The sequence below is a fragment of the Pseudomonas sp. Pme6b genome (assembly GCF_058129925.1).
In genome coordinates, this window is sequence record NZ_CM176704.1 from 5,667,219 (window position 1) to 5,683,042 (window position 15,824).

14 protein-coding genes are annotated in these 15,824 nt (G+C 57.9%); 9 read left to right on the top strand and 5 right to left on the bottom strand.

The genetic code is table 11. The annotated features are described in order from the left end of the window. Positions 1-84 precede the first annotated feature (84 nt). A complete protein-coding gene (locus AC4ANE_RS25840) occupies positions 85-1,398 on the bottom strand; it encodes an OprD family porin (protein ID WP_044423795.1) in 1,314 nt (437 codons plus the stop codon). A 451-nt stretch (positions 1,399-1,849) separates the two neighbouring features. Then, the gene (locus tag AC4ANE_RS25845) at positions 1,850-2,074 is read right to left on the bottom strand and encodes a hypothetical protein (protein WP_004663296.1); all 225 of its coding nucleotides are present in this window, start codon (positions 2,072-2,074) and stop codon (positions 1,850-1,852) included. Between the two features lie 217 nt (positions 2,075-2,291). Here AC4ANE_RS25845 and AC4ANE_RS25850 point away from each other — a divergent pair, with 217 nt between their 5' ends. Further along, complete coding sequence (locus AC4ANE_RS25850; RefSeq protein WP_004663292.1) at positions 2,292-2,621, top strand: DUF2790 domain-containing protein; 330 nt, start codon at positions 2,292-2,294, stop codon at positions 2,619-2,621. Between the two features lie 279 nt (positions 2,622-2,900). After that, positions 2,901-4,160, top strand: a complete 1,260-nt coding sequence (locus tag AC4ANE_RS25855; RefSeq protein ID WP_004654928.1) for a cation:proton antiporter — start codon at positions 2,901-2,903, stop codon at positions 4,158-4,160. Here AC4ANE_RS25855 and AC4ANE_RS25860 read toward each other — a convergent pair whose 3' ends face one another. Then, positions 4,161-5,060, bottom strand: coding sequence for an AraC family transcriptional regulator (locus AC4ANE_RS25860; RefSeq protein ID WP_054072679.1), 900 nt, complete (start codon positions 5,058-5,060; stop codon positions 4,161-4,163). It lies immediately after the preceding gene. A gap of 281 nt (positions 5,061-5,341) precedes the next feature. On the opposite strand from AC4ANE_RS25860, the gene AC4ANE_RS25865 reads away from it, so the two are divergent. From AC4ANE_RS25865 to AC4ANE_RS25875, 3 genes are all read left to right on the top strand, one after another. Beyond that, a complete protein-coding gene (locus AC4ANE_RS25865) occupies positions 5,342-6,658 on the top strand; it encodes an ABC transporter substrate-binding protein (protein WP_002555711.1) in 1,317 nt (438 codons plus the stop codon). Between the two features lie 39 nt (positions 6,659-6,697). Further along, positions 6,698-7,471, top strand: a complete 774-nt coding sequence (locus tag AC4ANE_RS25870) for an L-iditol 2-dehydrogenase (protein WP_002555712.1) — start codon at positions 6,698-6,700, stop codon at positions 7,469-7,471. A gap of 123 nt (positions 7,472-7,594) precedes the next feature. Continuing rightward, on the top strand, positions 7,595-8,416 hold the full coding sequence (locus tag AC4ANE_RS25875; RefSeq protein WP_002555713.1) for a DeoR/GlpR family DNA-binding transcription regulator: 822 nt from the start codon (positions 7,595-7,597) through the stop codon (positions 8,414-8,416). A gap of 110 nt (positions 8,417-8,526) precedes the next feature. Here the strand turns inward: AC4ANE_RS25875 and typA are convergent, their stop codons facing one another. Continuing rightward, positions 8,527-10,347 (bottom strand): translational GTPase TypA, encoded by a 1,821-nt coding sequence (typA, locus tag AC4ANE_RS25880; protein ID WP_002555714.1) that lies wholly within the window; start codon positions 10,345-10,347, stop codon positions 8,527-8,529. A 167-nt stretch (positions 10,348-10,514) separates the two neighbouring features. Continuing rightward, the gene (gene thiI, locus AC4ANE_RS25885; protein WP_002555715.1) at positions 10,515-11,969 is read right to left on the bottom strand and encodes a tRNA uracil 4-sulfurtransferase ThiI; all 1,455 of its coding nucleotides are present in this window, start codon (positions 11,967-11,969) and stop codon (positions 10,515-10,517) included. Positions 11,970-12,304: 335 nt separating this feature from the next. Here thiI and glnA point away from each other — a divergent pair, with 335 nt between their 5' ends. The 4 genes from glnA (at position 12,305) to AC4ANE_RS25905 (ending at position 15,683) form a co-directional block, all read left to right on the top strand. After that, on the top strand, positions 12,305-13,711 hold the full coding sequence (gene glnA / locus AC4ANE_RS25890; protein ID WP_002555716.1) for a glutamate--ammonia ligase: 1,407 nt from the start codon (positions 12,305-12,307) through the stop codon (positions 13,709-13,711). 164 nt (positions 13,712-13,875) lie between these two features. Then, positions 13,876-14,433, top strand: a complete 558-nt coding sequence (locus AC4ANE_RS25895) for a chorismate mutase (RefSeq protein ID WP_002555717.1) — start codon at positions 13,876-13,878, stop codon at positions 14,431-14,433. A 78-nt stretch (positions 14,434-14,511) separates the two neighbouring features. Further along, positions 14,512-15,054, top strand: coding sequence for a DUF4124 domain-containing protein (locus AC4ANE_RS25900; RefSeq protein WP_002555718.1), 543 nt, complete (start codon positions 14,512-14,514; stop codon positions 15,052-15,054). An 11-nt stretch (positions 15,055-15,065) separates the two neighbouring features. After that, positions 15,066-15,683, top strand: coding sequence for a DUF4124 domain-containing protein (locus AC4ANE_RS25905; RefSeq protein ID WP_005733882.1), 618 nt, complete (start codon positions 15,066-15,068; stop codon positions 15,681-15,683). Positions 15,684-15,824: the final 141 nt, after the last annotated feature.

Genomic DNA, 15,824 nt, shown 5'->3' on the forward strand with positions numbered 1-15,824 from the left:
AGTCATAAAACCTGGCCTGTCAGAGTATTCGCGCCTCTTCAAAAAAAAAGCGCCCCAAAGGACGCCTCACTCAATCATCCCCCCTCAAAGCACACTCAACGGATACTCCACAATCACCCTCACCTCATCCAGGTCCGATTCAAACGCCGTGGCCCGAGTCGTTGCCTGGCGCACGCGCAGCGACAGGTCTTTGAGTGACCCGGTCTGCACGATGTATTTCGCTTCGATATCGCGCTCCCAGCGTTTCTGGTCGGTCAGCGGGTTGCCTTGTGCGTCGCGGCGCATGTAGGTGCTGTTGGCGTTGGAGTAGTCGGCGTCGGTGCCTTTGCCGTAGCGGGTCATGAATGACAGGCCGGGCACGTCGAAGGTGGACATGTCGAGGTTGTAGGTGACCATCCACGAGCGCTCTTTGGGTGAGTTGAAGTCGCTGTACTGGATGGAGTTGGCCAGGTAGATGGAGTCGGACTGTCTGAGGTAGTCGAAATCGTCATCACCTTCGTTGCGCTGGTGCGAGAGCGACAGGGTATGCGCGCCGTATTGCAGGGCGACTTTTGCACTCCAGATGTCGTTGTCGAATTCGCCGAGCAGTTTTTTGCCTTCGTCAGTGGCGTTGTAGTAGTTCAGGCTGCTGGTCAGCGACAGGTCGTCAGAGAGCGGCAGCACGTAGGACGCTGAAGCGTATTTCTGATCCCAGGCGTCTTTGAGTCGGCTGGTGTAGAGGCCAAGGCTCAGCCTGTCGGTGGCCTGATAGTCACCGCCGAAGTAGGCAACCCATGGAGAGTCCACGGCACCGCCGTAGAAGGTGACGAAACCGTCGCGCTGGTTGCTGGAAACGGGCTGGCTCATGGAGTGCAGGCGACCGCCTTGCAGGGTCAGGCCGCTGATGCTGTTGTTGACGGCGGTAACGCCGCGAAAGCTTTCCGGCAGCAGTCGGGAGTCGCCGAAGGCAACCACGGGGGTGGAGGGAAAGACATCGCCCACGTTGACGACGGTGTCGAAGGCTCTGGCCTTCAGCGAGCCACCTACCTTGGTGTATTCGTCACGGGCGCGGCCTTCCCCATCGACCGGCAGCACGTCGAACGCGTTGCGGCCGTCACCGGTGTCGAGCTTGATACCGATCATGGCAAATGCATCGACCCCGACGCCGAAGGTGCCTTGAGTAAAACCTGACTGGAATCGCCCGATGATGCCTTGCGCCCACGCTTCGGAGTAACCATTGCCGGTAGGGCTGGATTCGCCGTTGCGGTGGTCGCGGTTCATGTAGAAGTTGCGGTTGAGTACGGTCAGCGTGCTGCCTTCGATGAAGCCTTCTTTCTGCTCTTCAGCGAATACGGCAGCCGGTGCGACACCGGCGAGGGTCGAACACAGGGCCAGTGATAGAGTTTTAAGTTGAGTCATGTGCGCTCCGTCCAATCGGCAGATTGTTATAAACATGTCGATCTGGCTGTTTTTATTAACCCGAGCGCTGCCAGTGGGGCACAATCTTGAAGTGGCGAATATAACGCCGAGGTGACGGAAAGATTACAAATATGAAAGGAAGTGCATTACAGCACGCCGTTGCTCAATAAAATAAAATACGCTTTGACCGGTGTAATCAGACATTCAAGATAGGACGCAGGGCGTCCAGAACGGCATTCCATGGTTCAAGTGCGTTCCTTCTGGCGGCTGTACCGGCCTTTTCGCGAGCAAGCTCGCTCCCACGGGCGCTGGAGCACGGGCGTGATAACGATTTGTGTAGATACGGGAATAAAAAAAGCGCCCCGAAGGACGCTTAAAGATTCGCCCCGACCAAAGGAGCAGGGAGCTACAAAGGGCGAATGGGGGTGCAGCGGGTCGGGCATCAAAGGCATCAGCCTTCGGACTTGGTCGACCGCTCGGCCTTGGCGTTGTCGTCTGTATTGACGTAGCGCTCGGCTTTGTTGCTGCTGTTCTGTTCCTTGAAGCGCAGTTCCTGTGCAAGACGCATCTTGTCAGCCGCTGTGCTTGCGTATTCGTTGCCGTCGTCGGCGAAGGCTGCAGTGGCGGACAAGGCAGCTACGGCGAAAACCATCGACTTGATCAGTTTCATCATCATTACCTCTTTCGGTGTGTAAGGAGTTCCTTAAAAGCGCAGTGCTCGTCAGGGATGAAACAAGCTTACGTCCGGGTAGCTAACAGGAAGGTGAGCAGAGGATGACAATACTGTTAGAAAGCTGACATCTGCGAGATTACCGATTTGTAATGTTTCAGCCACTTTCCGGTTAGTGCGCACTGGGTAAGGTTGAACCACATTCAAACGGAGACAAAAGAAAATGCGCACCGCCAAATCGTTGTTACTTGCTCTGGTCATTCTTTCGCCACTGAGTGCTTACGCTTACACCACTGATGAAGTCAAAGCCACCACAGTGATCAAGGAACACCAGGCCAGCGTGCAGAAATACGCGGCTATCCATAACAAGCCGATGCCGGAGATCAAGGAGTACAAATACGGAATGAAGCTCGACGTCGCCAAGGTCATTCGCAAATCCCCGGATCTGCAAACCTGTAGCGTGATGCCGAAACTGATGACCTACGAGGACTCCAAAGGCAAGTTGAACACCGTGCAGTACCAGGTCCTGAGCGGGTGCAGAAACAGCCAATGATTCTGAACCTGCCAGGGAGGCCACCCACTGTTACATCCCCCATCAGCCCGGACCGTTATCCGGGCTGACTTTTTTGTGTCTACAATGCCCCGCTTCTTGCGCTTTCAAGTCTGCCTCATTCACTGATTCCTGCCTTTTTTGCAACATCACCGCATCGGCGTGGTCAACGCAAACCCCACTGTGTCGTGTCGCGATGTGTCTGGACATGGATCCGGTCCATCAAACACAGGCTCGGTTACGGTGATCGAGACACTGCACTTACGGATTCTGGAATGACGGATGCTTGAACTTGCTGCTGGTTTTATCTGCCTCACTGCGCTGCTGACCTATGTGAACTATCGCTTTATCGGTCTGCCGCCCACCATCGGCGTGATGGTGACCGCGCTGATGTTCTCTTTGCTGCTGCAAGGACTGAGTTTTCTGGGCTATCCCGGTCTGGAAGATCGCGTACAACAGCTGATCGGTCAGATCGACTTCGGCGACCTGCTGATGAACTGGATGCTGTCCTTCCTGCTGTTCGCCGGGGCGCTGCACGTCAACCTTGCCGACCTGAGAAGCTATCGCTGGCCCATCGGCCTGCTGGCAACCTTCGGTGTGCTGATTGCCACCACCGTGATCGGCGCGCTGGCCTACTGGATCTTCGCCCTGTTCGGCTGGCACGTCAGCCCGCTGTACTGCCTGCTGTTTGGTGCGCTGATCTCGCCCACCGACCCGATTGCCGTGCTCGGTGTGTTGCGTACCGCCAACGCCTCCAAACCGCTGAAAACCACCATCGTTGGTGAAAGCCTGTTCAACGATGGCACGGCAGTGGTGGTGTTCACCGTTCTGCTGGGTATCGCGCAGTTGGGCGAGACGCCGACGGTTGGCGAAACCGCCCTGCTGTTCGTCCACGAAGCAGTCGGCGGTGTGCTGTTCGGCGGCCTGATTGGCTATGCCGTGTACCTGATGATCAAAAGCATCGAGCAGTATCAGATCGAAGTCATGCTGACTCTCGCACTGGTGATCGGCGGCTCGGCGATGGCCTCCGAGCTGCATGTGTCAGGCCCTATCGCGATGGTCGTGGCCGGGCTGATCATCGGCAACCTGGGGCGTAATCTGGCGATGAACGACATGACCCGTCGTTACATGGACGGTTTCTGGGAATTGCTGGATGACATGCTCAACGCGTTGCTGTTTGCTTTGATCGGCATGGAGCTGTTGCTGCTGCCGTTCTCTTGGCAGCACCTGATTGCCGCCAGCCTGTTGGCCGCGGCAATTCTGCTGTCGCGCTTTGTCACCGTGGCCCCGGCTATTCTGCTGCTGCGTCGCTGGCGTAAGGTGCCGCACGGTACGATCCGCATCCTGACCTGGGGCGGCTTGCGCGGCGGTGTCTCGGTGGCACTGGCGCTGGCCTTGCCCACCGGGCCGGAGCGCGACCTGCTGCTGAGCATCACCTACATCGTGGTGTTGCTGTCGATCCTCTTGCAGGGCCTGACGATCGGTAAGCTGGTGCATGCCGTCACTCGTTCGCCTCAGGCGAAAGAGCCCGCAGAGCATTGATCAGCCGGATGCAGCGGCGCGCCGGTACTCACTGGGCGTCTGCTGCATCTCCACGCGGAAATGCCGGTTGAAGTTGGACAGGTTGGCGTAACCCACTTCAAAGCAGATGTCCGACACCGACATCTCGCTGTGCAGCAGCAACCGGCAAGCCCGCTGAACCCGCAGCTTGCGCATCAGATCAATAAAACAATGCCCGGTGGTGCGTTTGAAGAAGCGCGAAAAGCCCGGATCACTCATGTCCAGCCGTTGCGCGATGACTGACAGGCGAATATCGCTGGTCAATTCAGTCAGTAGATAATCGAACGCCTTGTTGATCCGCTCGGAACTGCGCGCATCCAGGGTCGGGGCGTACCAGGCGCTGGCCAGCAGACGAGCCTCCTGCACAGGTGCCTTCATCAGTGTATTGACCAGTTGTAGAAACAGAATCAGCCGTTCCAGGCCTTGTGCCGGGCCGATCTGCTCCAGCAGTTGCGCAGCCTGCATGGCCGTTTCGCCGGTGAACTCCAACCCGCGACGTGCCTGTTCGAACAGACGCTGCAAATCGCCCAGTTCCGGCAGCGTCTCACGTAGCGCCAGCAACGCCGCGCCATCGAACTGCAACACCACGTCACGCCCGGCCAAGTGCTCGCCGGGGGCCAGATCGCCGATCCAGTCGTGGGGCAGATCGGGACCGATCAGGGCCACATGACCGGCACCGAACTCACCGATGTAATCACCGGCCACCAGCTTGCCACTGCCCTGGCGGATCAGGTGGATTTCAAATTCTGGATGGTGGTTCCAGCGGGCCAGCGAGTAGGGATAGTCGTGCTCGTACCAGCGAAAGCAGTGGTCTGGTTGCGGGAGAATAACCTCAAGCTCGGCAGGACGCTGCTCAAACAAAGCCGCTCGGCTGTCAGGCACTGGATGCCCCTTTTATCGTTATAAATGCTCTATGGACACCTAAACATACGCCCTACGGCTCGGCCAGTGCTAGCTCACAATTAATCCGCTACTGGTACTTTTTTGCTTTCAGAGCGCCGCGTGGCAAGCGGTTAAAAAAGTATCAGCCGATCGTTCGCCGTGCGTTTGTTCAGGCCGCAACAGGCTGCTGTAATCGAGCCGTCCACCATGGTGATTCAGCCGTGGCCAACAACAAAAACAATGACTCCCGCCAGACAAGGCGCGGGGTGGAGAGCCCTGAGATGAACATCCGCAAAGCGCTTTTCCTGTCAGCGGGCGTGTCCGTCGCCCTCAGCAGCATGGCAGCGCAGGCCGCCGAGACCGTGACCATCGCTACCGTGAACAACGGCGACATGATCCGCATGCAGCGCCTGTCGAAAATCTTCGAACAGCAGCATCCTGATATCAAACTCAATTGGGTAGTGCTCGAAGAAAACGTCCTGCGCCAGCGCCTGACCACCGACATCGCCACGCAGGGCGGCCAGTTCGACGTGCTGACCATCGGCACCTACGAAACGCCACTGTGGGGTGCCAAGCAATGGCTGGAACCAATCACCGGCCTTGCGCCCGAGTACGAACTGGAAGACATATTTCCCTCGGTGCGCCAGGGTTTGTCGGTCAAGGACACGCTCTATGCCCTGCCCTTTTATGGCGAAAGCACGATCACCTATTACCGCACCGACCTGTTCAAGCAGGCAGGTCTGAGCATGCCGCAGCAGCCAACCTGGACCCAAATGGGTGAGTTCGCGGCGAAGCTGCATCAACCCGACAAGGGCGTTTACGGCATGTGCCTGCGCGGCAAGGCCGGTTGGGGCGAGAACATCGCGCTGCTGAGCACCATGGCCAACGCGTTTGGCGCGCGCTGGTTCGATGAGCAATGGAAGCCCGAACTGACCAGTCCGGAATGGAGCAAAGCGGCGAATTTCTACGTCGATACGCTGAAAAAGTACGGCCCGCCGGGCGTGTCGAGCAACGGTTTCAACGAAACCCTCGCGCTGTTCAACAGCGGCAAATGCGCCTTGTGGGTCGACGCCAGCGTGGCCGGCTCCTTCACGACGGACAAGGAACAGAGCAAGGTGGTCGACAGCGTCGGCTTTGCGCCTGCGCCGGTTGAAGTGACTGACAAGGGCTCTTCGTGGCTCTACGCCTGGTCGCTGGCGATACCGGCCACCTCAAAGCACAAGGACGCGGCCAAGACGTTCATCACCTGGGCGACGTCCAAAGCCTATATCCAGCTGGTCGCCGAGAAAGACGGCATCAGTAATGTGCCGCCTGGCACACGCGCCTCCACCTACAGCGAGGCTTACCTGAAAGCTGCGCCATTCGCCAAGGTCACGCTGCAGATGATGCAACACGCCGACCCGGCGCACCCCTCGGCCAAGCCTGTGCCCTACGTTGGTATCCAGTACGTGACCATTCCCGAGTTCCAGGCCATTGGCACGTCGGTCGGCAAGCTGTTCTCCGCTGCCGTGACCGGCCAGACCACCACTGAACAGGCGCTCAGCGCTGCACAGGCCGTCACCGAACGCGAGATGAAACGCGCCGGTTATCCGAAGTAAAGCTGCGGCCCTCAACTGTATTGGACGGATAATGAACCCATGAAACGACTTGAAGGTAAAAGCGCGCTGATCACCGGATCGGCGCGAGGCATCGGGCGGGCGTTTGCCCAGGCATATATCCAGGAAGGTGCTCGTGTAGCCATTGCCGATATCAATCTGCAACGCGCACAGGCCACGGCGAACGAGCTGGGGCCCAACGCCTACGCGGTCAGCATGGACGTGACGGATCAGACGTCCATCGATCAGGCCATCGCCGCCGTGGTCGCACAGACCGGCAAGCTGGATATCCTCATCAATAACGCCGCGCTGTTTGATCTGGCACCAATTGTCGATATCACCCGCGACAGTTACGAGCGGCTGTTTTCGATCAACGTCGCGGGCACCCTGTTCACTTTGCAGGCAGCAGCCAGGCAAATGATTGCCCAGGGGCACGGCGGCAAGATCATCAACATGGCCAGCCAGGCCGGTCGGCGTGGCGAGGCGCTGGTGGCGGTGTACTGCGCGACCAAGGCCGCGGTGATCAGCCTGACCCAATCGGCCGGGCTGGACCTTATCAGGCACGGTATCAACGTCAACGCCATCGCACCGGGCGTGGTCGATGGCGAACACTGGGATGGCGTGGATGCGATGTTCGCCCGCTATGAAAACCGCCCGCTGGGCGAGAAGAAGAAACTGGTCGGCGAACAGGTGCCATACGGACGCATGGGCACGGCGGACGACCTGACCGGCATGGCGATTTTCCTTGCTTCGCCGGACAGTGAATACGTGGTCGCGCAGACCTATAACGTCGATGGTGGCAACTGGATGAGCTGAGGTGTGTCGGCTTCAAAGATGAGCAAGTCCGTGCAAAAAGGCCCGTCGCTGCTTCCATTGCCGGAGCGATTGGCTAAGATGCGCGGACCGCCTGTTGTCTTGGCGGCTCATCAAGGAGCACGAATGTCCACTGAAGAGGAGATCGCCATTTCCGGCGGTACACCTATGATCCCCGATCAGCGCCGGGAGCTGATGCTGCGTCAATTGCGCAAGCATCAGGTACTCAGCGTTCATCAGTTGATGGAGATGTTCGACTGCTCGCACATGACCATCCGCCGCGATATCGCCCAGCTGGAACAGGAAGGCCGGGCCTATTCAGTCACCGGTGGCGTGCGTATCGCCAGCCAGGTGCACAGCGAGCCCAGCCATCAGTCCAAGGCGGTTATAGAGCTGCCGCACAAACAGGGCATGGCGAGGCTCGCGGCGGGTTTGCTGCACCCGGACATGACGATCTATCTGGACGCAGGCACCAGCACACTCGAAATCGTCCCTCATATCATCGCGCTGTCAGGCATGACTGTGGTCACCAATGATTTCGGCGTAGTCAACGCGCTGGCCGACGCTGCGCATGTGGATGTGATTCACACCGGCGGGCTGCTCGATCACCCGAACCGCTCCAGCGTAGGCGGGCTGGCGGCAGCGACGTTGCGGCAACTGGCGACCGATGTGGCCTTCATGTCGACCAGTTCGTGGGACCTGCAACGCGGCACGACTACACCGTCGGCGCTGAAAGTCGAGGTCAAACAGGCCGCCATGCAGTCAGCCTCGCAAACCGTATTGGTCGCGACCAGCTCGAAATACGGCACCTTCGGCATGTACAAGGTGGCCGGGCTCGAGCAGTTCGACACCATCATCACCGATGCCGCGCTTGCTGAAGCCGCAGCGGATGGTATCCGTAAGCAACGTATCGAATTGTTGCTGGCCCCGGTGGGTGGCAAGCGCTAGACACTTGATACCCGCCCTGAGCTTCAGCCGGTTGCGTGTCCCGATAATCCATCAGGCATAAAAAACCCCGGTCTCTCGACCGGGGTTTTTTATTCAGCGCGGGCTAAGTATCAAGCCTTGGCTTTCTTGGCAGCGCGGGTACGCTCGCTTTCGTCCAGGATCTTCTTGCGAAGACGGATGGACTTCGGCGTTACTTCGCACAGCTCGTCGTCCTGGATGAATTCCAGAGCCTGTTCAAGGGTGAACTTGACAGGTGGAACCAGGGCGATGGTTTCGTCTTTGCCCGAAGCACGCATGTTGTCGAGCTTCTTGCCTTTGGTAGGGTTCACACCCAGGTCGTTGTCGCGGCTGTTCAGACCAACGATCTGACCACCGTAGATTTCCTGACCGTGCTCGACGAACAGCTTGCCGCGCGCTTGCAGGGTTTCCAGGGAGTAGGTCAGCGCCTTGCCGGTTTCAACCGAAACCAGAACGCCGTTCTGACGGCCGGACATGTCGCCGGACTTCATCACGTCGTAACGGTCGAAGATCGAGGTCAGGATGCCAGCACCGGAGGTGAGGGTCAGGAACTCGTTACGGAAACCGATCAGGCCGCGGGCCGGGATGTTGTACTCGAGGCGAACACGGCCCTTGCCATCCGGAACCATGTTGGTCAGGTCGCCTTTACGCAGACCCATTTGCTCCATGATCGCGCCCTGGGATTCTTCCGGCAGGTCGATGGTCACGTTTTCGTACGGTTCGTGCTTCACGTCGCCTACGCGACGGATGATCACTTCCGGACGACCAACACCCATTTCGAAGCCTTCGCGACGCATGGTTTCGATCAGTACCGAGAGGTGCAGCTCACCACGGCCGGAGACTTTGAACTTGTCGGCGGTGTCGCCTTCTTCAACGCGCAGGGCAACGTTGTACAGCAGTTCCTTGTCCAGACGTTCCTTGATGTTACGGCTGGTGACGAACTTGCCTTCCTTGCCGCAGAACGGCGAATCGTTAACCTGGAAGGTCATCGAAACGGTAGGTTCGTCAACGGTCAGCGGCTTCATCGCTTCGACATTCAGTGGGTCGCACAGGGTGTCGGAGATGAACAGCTGGTCGAAGCCGCTGATGCAGACGATGTCGCCGGCAGCTGCTTCTTCAACGTCCACACGGTGCAGACCGTGGTGACCCATCAGCTTCAGGATACGACCGTTACGCTTCTTGCCTTCGGCATCGATGGCAACAACCGGAGTGTTTGGCTTGACGCGACCGCGAGCGATACGGCCAACACCGATGACGCCCAGGAAGCTGTTGTAGTCCAGAGCCGAGATCTGCATCTGGAAAGGACCGTCACGGTCAACTTTTGGCGCAGGAACGTGATCGACGATCGACTGGTACAGCGGAGTCATGTCTTCAGCCATGTCGGTGTGTTCCAGACCGGCAATGCCGTTCAGGGCCGAGGCGTAGACGACTTTGAAGTCCAGCTGTTCTTCGGTGGCACCCAGGTTGTCGAACAGGTCGAAGATCTGGTCCAGAACCCAGTCCGGACGCGCGCCTGGACGGTCAACCTTGTTGATGACCACGATTGGACGCAGGCCGGCTTCGAAAGCCTTCTTGGTCACAAAACGGGTTTGCGGCATAGGGCCGTCCTGGGCATCAACCAGCAGCAGTACGGAGTCGACCATCGACATCACGCGCTCTACTTCACCACCGAAGTCGGCGTGGCCCGGGGTGTCCACGATGTTGATGTGGTAGCCATTCCAGTTGATCGCGGTGTTCTTCGCGAGAATGGTAATACCGCGCTCTTTTTCCTGGTCGTTGGAGTCCATCACGCGCTCGTCGTTGAGCTCGTTGCGCTCAAGGGTGCCGGACTGGCGCAGGAGTTTGTCTACCAGGGTGGTCTTACCATGGTCAACGTGAGCAATGATGGCGATGTTGCGTAGATTTTCGATCACTTGTGTATCTCGATCAGAGGATTCGGTCTGCTGACTGTTTATAAGGCAGCGATTAACTATTTTATAAGGCAGCGATTAACTATTTCGAGTCGGCAAAAGCCGTTACGGCATGACGACTGGTGTCGGGGGGCCGGTGACGCAAGCCACAGGCAAACAGCCCCGGGCACTTAGCTCGGTCGATAAACGCGCACATTGGCATGCCCCTCACTGAGCAAATGGTGAGCATGCAGGCGACTCATGACGCCTTTGTCGCAATACAAAAGGTACTGGCGCGTGTCATCCAGTGCCTTGAAACGGCTGTTCAATGCGTAGAACGGCAACGTCTGTATCTCCACGCCAGGCACTTGCAGCGGCTGGTCCTCCTGGGCATCCGGGTGACGGATGTCGATGATGACCTGACCGGCCAGCGCCTGGCTGACTTCTTCTATGTCGACATTGCGGCTCAGATCGTCGATCACCCGATCGATCGAAATCAGCTTCGCGCGTTCAAGCGCTTGCTCGAGAATCGCCATGTCGAACTGTTTTTCTTCGTACTCAACGCGATTTCGCTTGGCGTTGGTCTTCGGGTTGACCGAAATCACCCCGCAATACTCAGGCATGTGGCGGGCAAAGTCGGCAGTGCCTATTTCAGTCGCCAGGTCCACGATGTCTTGCTTGTGGCTCGCGACCAGCGGTCGCAGGACCAGCTTGTCTGTAGCCGCGTCGATCAGCGACAGGTTTGGCAGCGTCTGGCTGGCAACCTGTGAAATCGCTTCGCCAGTTACCAGCACGTCGATTTCGAGACGATCAGCCACGGCGGATGCAGCGCGTAACATCATACGCTTCAAAACTACACCCATATGACTGTTATCGACTTTCTGCAGAATTTCTCCGAGAACTTCCTCGAATGGCACGCTGACAAACAGCACCCGCTGCGAACTGCCGTACTTCTTCCAGATAAAGTGAGCGACTTCCATCACGCCCAGTTCATGGGCTCTTCCGCCCAGATTGAAGAAGCAGAAGTGCGCCATAAGGCCGCGGCGCATGATCTGGTAGGCCGCAACGGTCGAATCGAAACCGCCGGACATCAATACCAGGGTCTGCTCCAGCGCACCCAGCGGGTAGCCGCCCATGCCCTGGTGCTGGTCATGAACGACAAACAACCGTTGGTCGCGAATTTCCATCCGTACGACAAGATCGGGCTTTTTCAGCTCGATTCCGGCAGCACCGCATTGCATGCGCAACTTGCTACCGACGTATTTCTCGACATCCATCGAGCTGAAATCGTGGCGACCGGCGCGCTTGCAACGCACTGAAAACATCTTGCCGGGCAGCAGGTCGGCGTAGTGCAGTTTGCACTTGGCAACGATGTCATCCATGTCGCCCAACGGGTACTCGGCCACCTGCAGAAAGTTGGCAATGCCGGGCATGCAACTTAGCCGGTCCCTGATGCCCTGAAGCACTTTGGGGTCGGTCTGGCGGGTCTCCACCTCAAGGTTGTCCCATACGCCACCCACGACAATGTCCGCGTCCATTTCACGGAGCACGGTACGAATGTTCTTGCCCAGTTGCCGGATGAATTTCTTGCGCACCGGCGGGCTTTTAATGGTGATTTCTGGAAAAACTTTAACGATTAGTTTCATGGAAACAGCGCGTGAGGTGCCGACTGAAAAAGGGGGGCGCGGATTATAGCGGAAATTGCTCAACGTTTAACCAGTTATCGTATACCCGATCATCAGCGCACCAAAAAGAGTCGACGCACCAAACTGCAGCGCCATAACGGTGCGTACTTTTCTCGGCAGACGCGTTTAAATCCCCTGAAAGCCTGCTTTTGAAGCAAAAAACCCAACACGGGGCACTGGCATGCAAATTGCTCCCTTGTGAGGCAGGTTGCCTTGGCAGAATATTCGCGCCGGCATCACCCAAATTCAAGGGACCCAGCCTATAGAAGGCGGTTCTTAGCCACCCGGAGGACACCATGTCGAAGTCGGTTCAACTCATCAAAGATCATGACGTTAAGTGGATTGATCTGCGCTTCACGGACACTAAAGGTACGCAGCACCACGTGACCATGCCAGCTCGCGATGCGCTGGAAGATGACTTCTTCGAAGTCGGCAAGATGTTCGACGGCTCCTCCATCTCTGGCTGGAAAGGCATCGAAGCTTCCGACATGATTTTGCTGCCGGACGACGAAACCGCTGTTCTGGACCCGTTCACCGAAGAACCGACCCTGATCCTGGTGTGCGACATCATCGAACCGTCGACCATGCAAGGTTACGATCGTGACCCACGCGCCATCGCTCGTCGCGCCGAGGAATACCTGAAGTCCACTGGTATCGGTGACACCGTATTCGCAGGCCCTGAGCCAGAATTCTTCATCTTCGACGAGGTGAAATTCAAGTCCGACATCTCGGGTTCCATGTTCAAGATCTTCTCTGAACAAGGTTCGTGGATGTCCGATCAGGACGTGGAAGGCGGCAACAAAGGCCACCGCCCAGGCGTCAAAGGCGGTTACTTCCCGGTTCCGCCGTTTGACCATGACCACGAAATCCGTACCGCCATGTGCAACGCTCTGGAAGAAATGGGCCAGACCGTTGAAGTTCACCACCACGAAGTGGCGACCGCTGGCCAGAACGAAATCGGCGTGAAATTCAACACGCTGGTTAAAAAGGCTGACGAAGTTCAGACCCTGAAATACGTTGTTCACAACGTTGCTGACGCTTACGGCCGCACCGCGACCTTCATGCCAAAGCCTCTGTACGGTGATAACGGTTCAGGCATGCACGTGCACATGTCCATCGCCAAAGATGGCAAGAACACCTTCGCAGGTGAAGGCTATGCCGGTCTGTCCGACCTTGCTCTGTACTTCATCGGCGGCATCATCAAGCACGGCAAGGCGCTGAACGGCTTCACCAACCCGTCCACCAACTCGTACAAGCGTCTGGTTCCAGGCTTCGAAGCACCGGTCATGCTGGCCTACTCGGCGCGTAACCGTTCCGCTTCGATCCGTATTCCTTACGTCAACAGCCCACGCGGCCGCCGTATCGAAGCACGCTTCCCGGATCCTTCGGCCAACCCGTACCTGGCCTTCGCGGCTCTGTTGATGGCTGGCCTGGACGGCATCCAGAACAAGATCCACCCTGGCGACGCAGCTGACAAGAACCTGTATGACCTGCCGCCTGAAGAGGCCAAAGAGATCCCACAAGTTTGCGGCAGCTTGAAAGAGGCGCTGGAAGAACTGGACAAGGGCCGTGCGTTCCTGACCAAAGGCGGCGTATTCAGCGACGACTTCATCGACGCTTACATCGCACTGAAAAGCGAAGAAGAAATCCGCGTTCGTACCTTCGTACACCCACTGGAATACGAGCTGTACTACAGCTGCTGATACAGACGCGCCAGCGTTGATGGCGTAACAAGAGACCTCCTTCGGGAGGTCTTTTTTTTGCCTGGATTTTGTGGCGTGAAGTTTTATTCACCCCGCAAGACTGGCCCTGATCCGGCAACTTGGCGTTAAATCTGCGTCTCATCAACAACTCGAGATGGACCGCCATGCGCCTGCTTCTGGCCTCTTCCCTGCTGACCCTGACGTGCATGTCTTCCTGCTTCGCCTTCGCCGCCGAGCAGAAGCCCTCTGCTATCGAGCCGCTGTTGCAAGCCATCAGCGAGCGCCTGACCATTGCGGATCAGGTTGCCCTGAGCAAATGGGACAGTGGCAAAGCGGTCGAGGACCCGCCGCGCGAGCTGCAAGTCATCAGCGCAGCGCAGGCCCGCGCTGCCGAGTTCAAGCTGAACCCCGATGATGTTCAACGTCTGTTCCGCGCCCAGATCGAAGCCAATAAACAGGTGCAGAACGCCCTGCTCGCCCAGTGGCACGCGGCAGGCAAAGCGCCCGACACGGTCAGACTCAGCCTGGTCGATGACATCCGTCCGAAGCTGGATCGCCTGCAAACCCAACTGCTCCAGGCCTACGCGGACTTCCAGCCACTGCGCAAGGCGGAAACCTGCCAGATGCAACTGGATGCGGCGCTGAAGCGTTATCAGACCGACCCGATTCACGATCAGGCGCTGGTACTGGCCACTGCCGACCTTTGTCCTGCGAAACTCTGACACATCAGGCGGATAGCGCAGCATAGGGCGATGTGTTCTATGCTGACGGCCAATTGTGCCATTGCTGTCGAGAGTCCCATGCGTCAAAGTCTGATTTGCCTGCTGCTGTTGATCAGCCTGCCCGCGCTGGCGCAGATCTATAAGTACACCGATGCGAACGGTAACACCGCGTTCAGCAACCAGCCGCCCAACGGGGCCAAGACCGAAGTGGTCGAGTTGCCGCCACTCAACAGCATAGAAACGCAGACGCCTTCCAGACCGGTCGTCAACAGTGCGCCGCAACCGGCCCCGGCACAACCTCAGCCACAATCACAGCCACAGACGGCCTATGACGTGCTGGAACTGACAGACCTGCCAGCCGATGAAGCATTACGTGCCAACAACGGCACGTTCATCATAGGCGTGAAGATTCAGCCACGCCTGCAACAGAACCATCGCCTGCAATTGCTGCTGGACGGCAATCTGTATGGGCAGCCCTCCAACCTGCCGCGCTTTCAGGTGGTCAACATCGATCGTGGCGAGCACAGCTTCGCGGTAGTGGTGAAAGACGGCGAGCGGATCATTCAGCAGAGCGAGACCATTACGCTGACCATTCAACGCGTGCACCTCGGCAAACCATGAACAGACACAGAATGCACAGCGCGCTGATCTGCTTGCTGCTGCTGATAGCGCTGCCAGCCGCTGCCGACGTCTATACCTACATCGACGCGCAAGGCAATCGGGTGTTTACCGACCAGCCGCGCAAGAACGCCACACGCGTTGATATTCCACCCAGCAACAACATGACCGGCACCCCGCCGACCCGAACCCTGAAAGCGCACCCCGCCAAACCCGCAGTGCAGCCGATGTTTCATTATCAACTGCTGAGAATTCTGGTGCCCGAGCCGGACGCCACGCTGGTCAATCCCAGTGGCGATCTGATCGTTACCGTCACCAGCGAACCGGTTTTACAGCCGGGTCACAGCTACCGGCTATTGCTGGATGGCGTTGCCGTCGGCGAGGCCGGACGCAGCCCTGTCTTCCCGCTGAGCAATGTGGATCGGGGCACGCATCAATTATCGGTAGAGATTTTCGACGAACTTGGCCGTGTCCTGGAAAAAACGCCGAACCAGCCGTTTCACGTGCAGCGCATTTCACTCGCGCAAAAGCGCGCGACTCATCCCTGCAAGGAGGGTGACTACGGAGTGCGCCCGGAATGTCCGCTCAAGGACAAGCCCGAGCCTAAAAGCAGCATCCTGCCTTTCTTCTGATCCTCGACAACGCAGAAGCACCTTTTTGGTGCGCCACCTGCACACCTGCGCAACAATACAGTCCAATTTGGTTCAGGAACGCACTGAAAGTAGCGCCGTATGCGGGCACTCGCTCGAAAAACGGCTCGACTTTGCAGATAA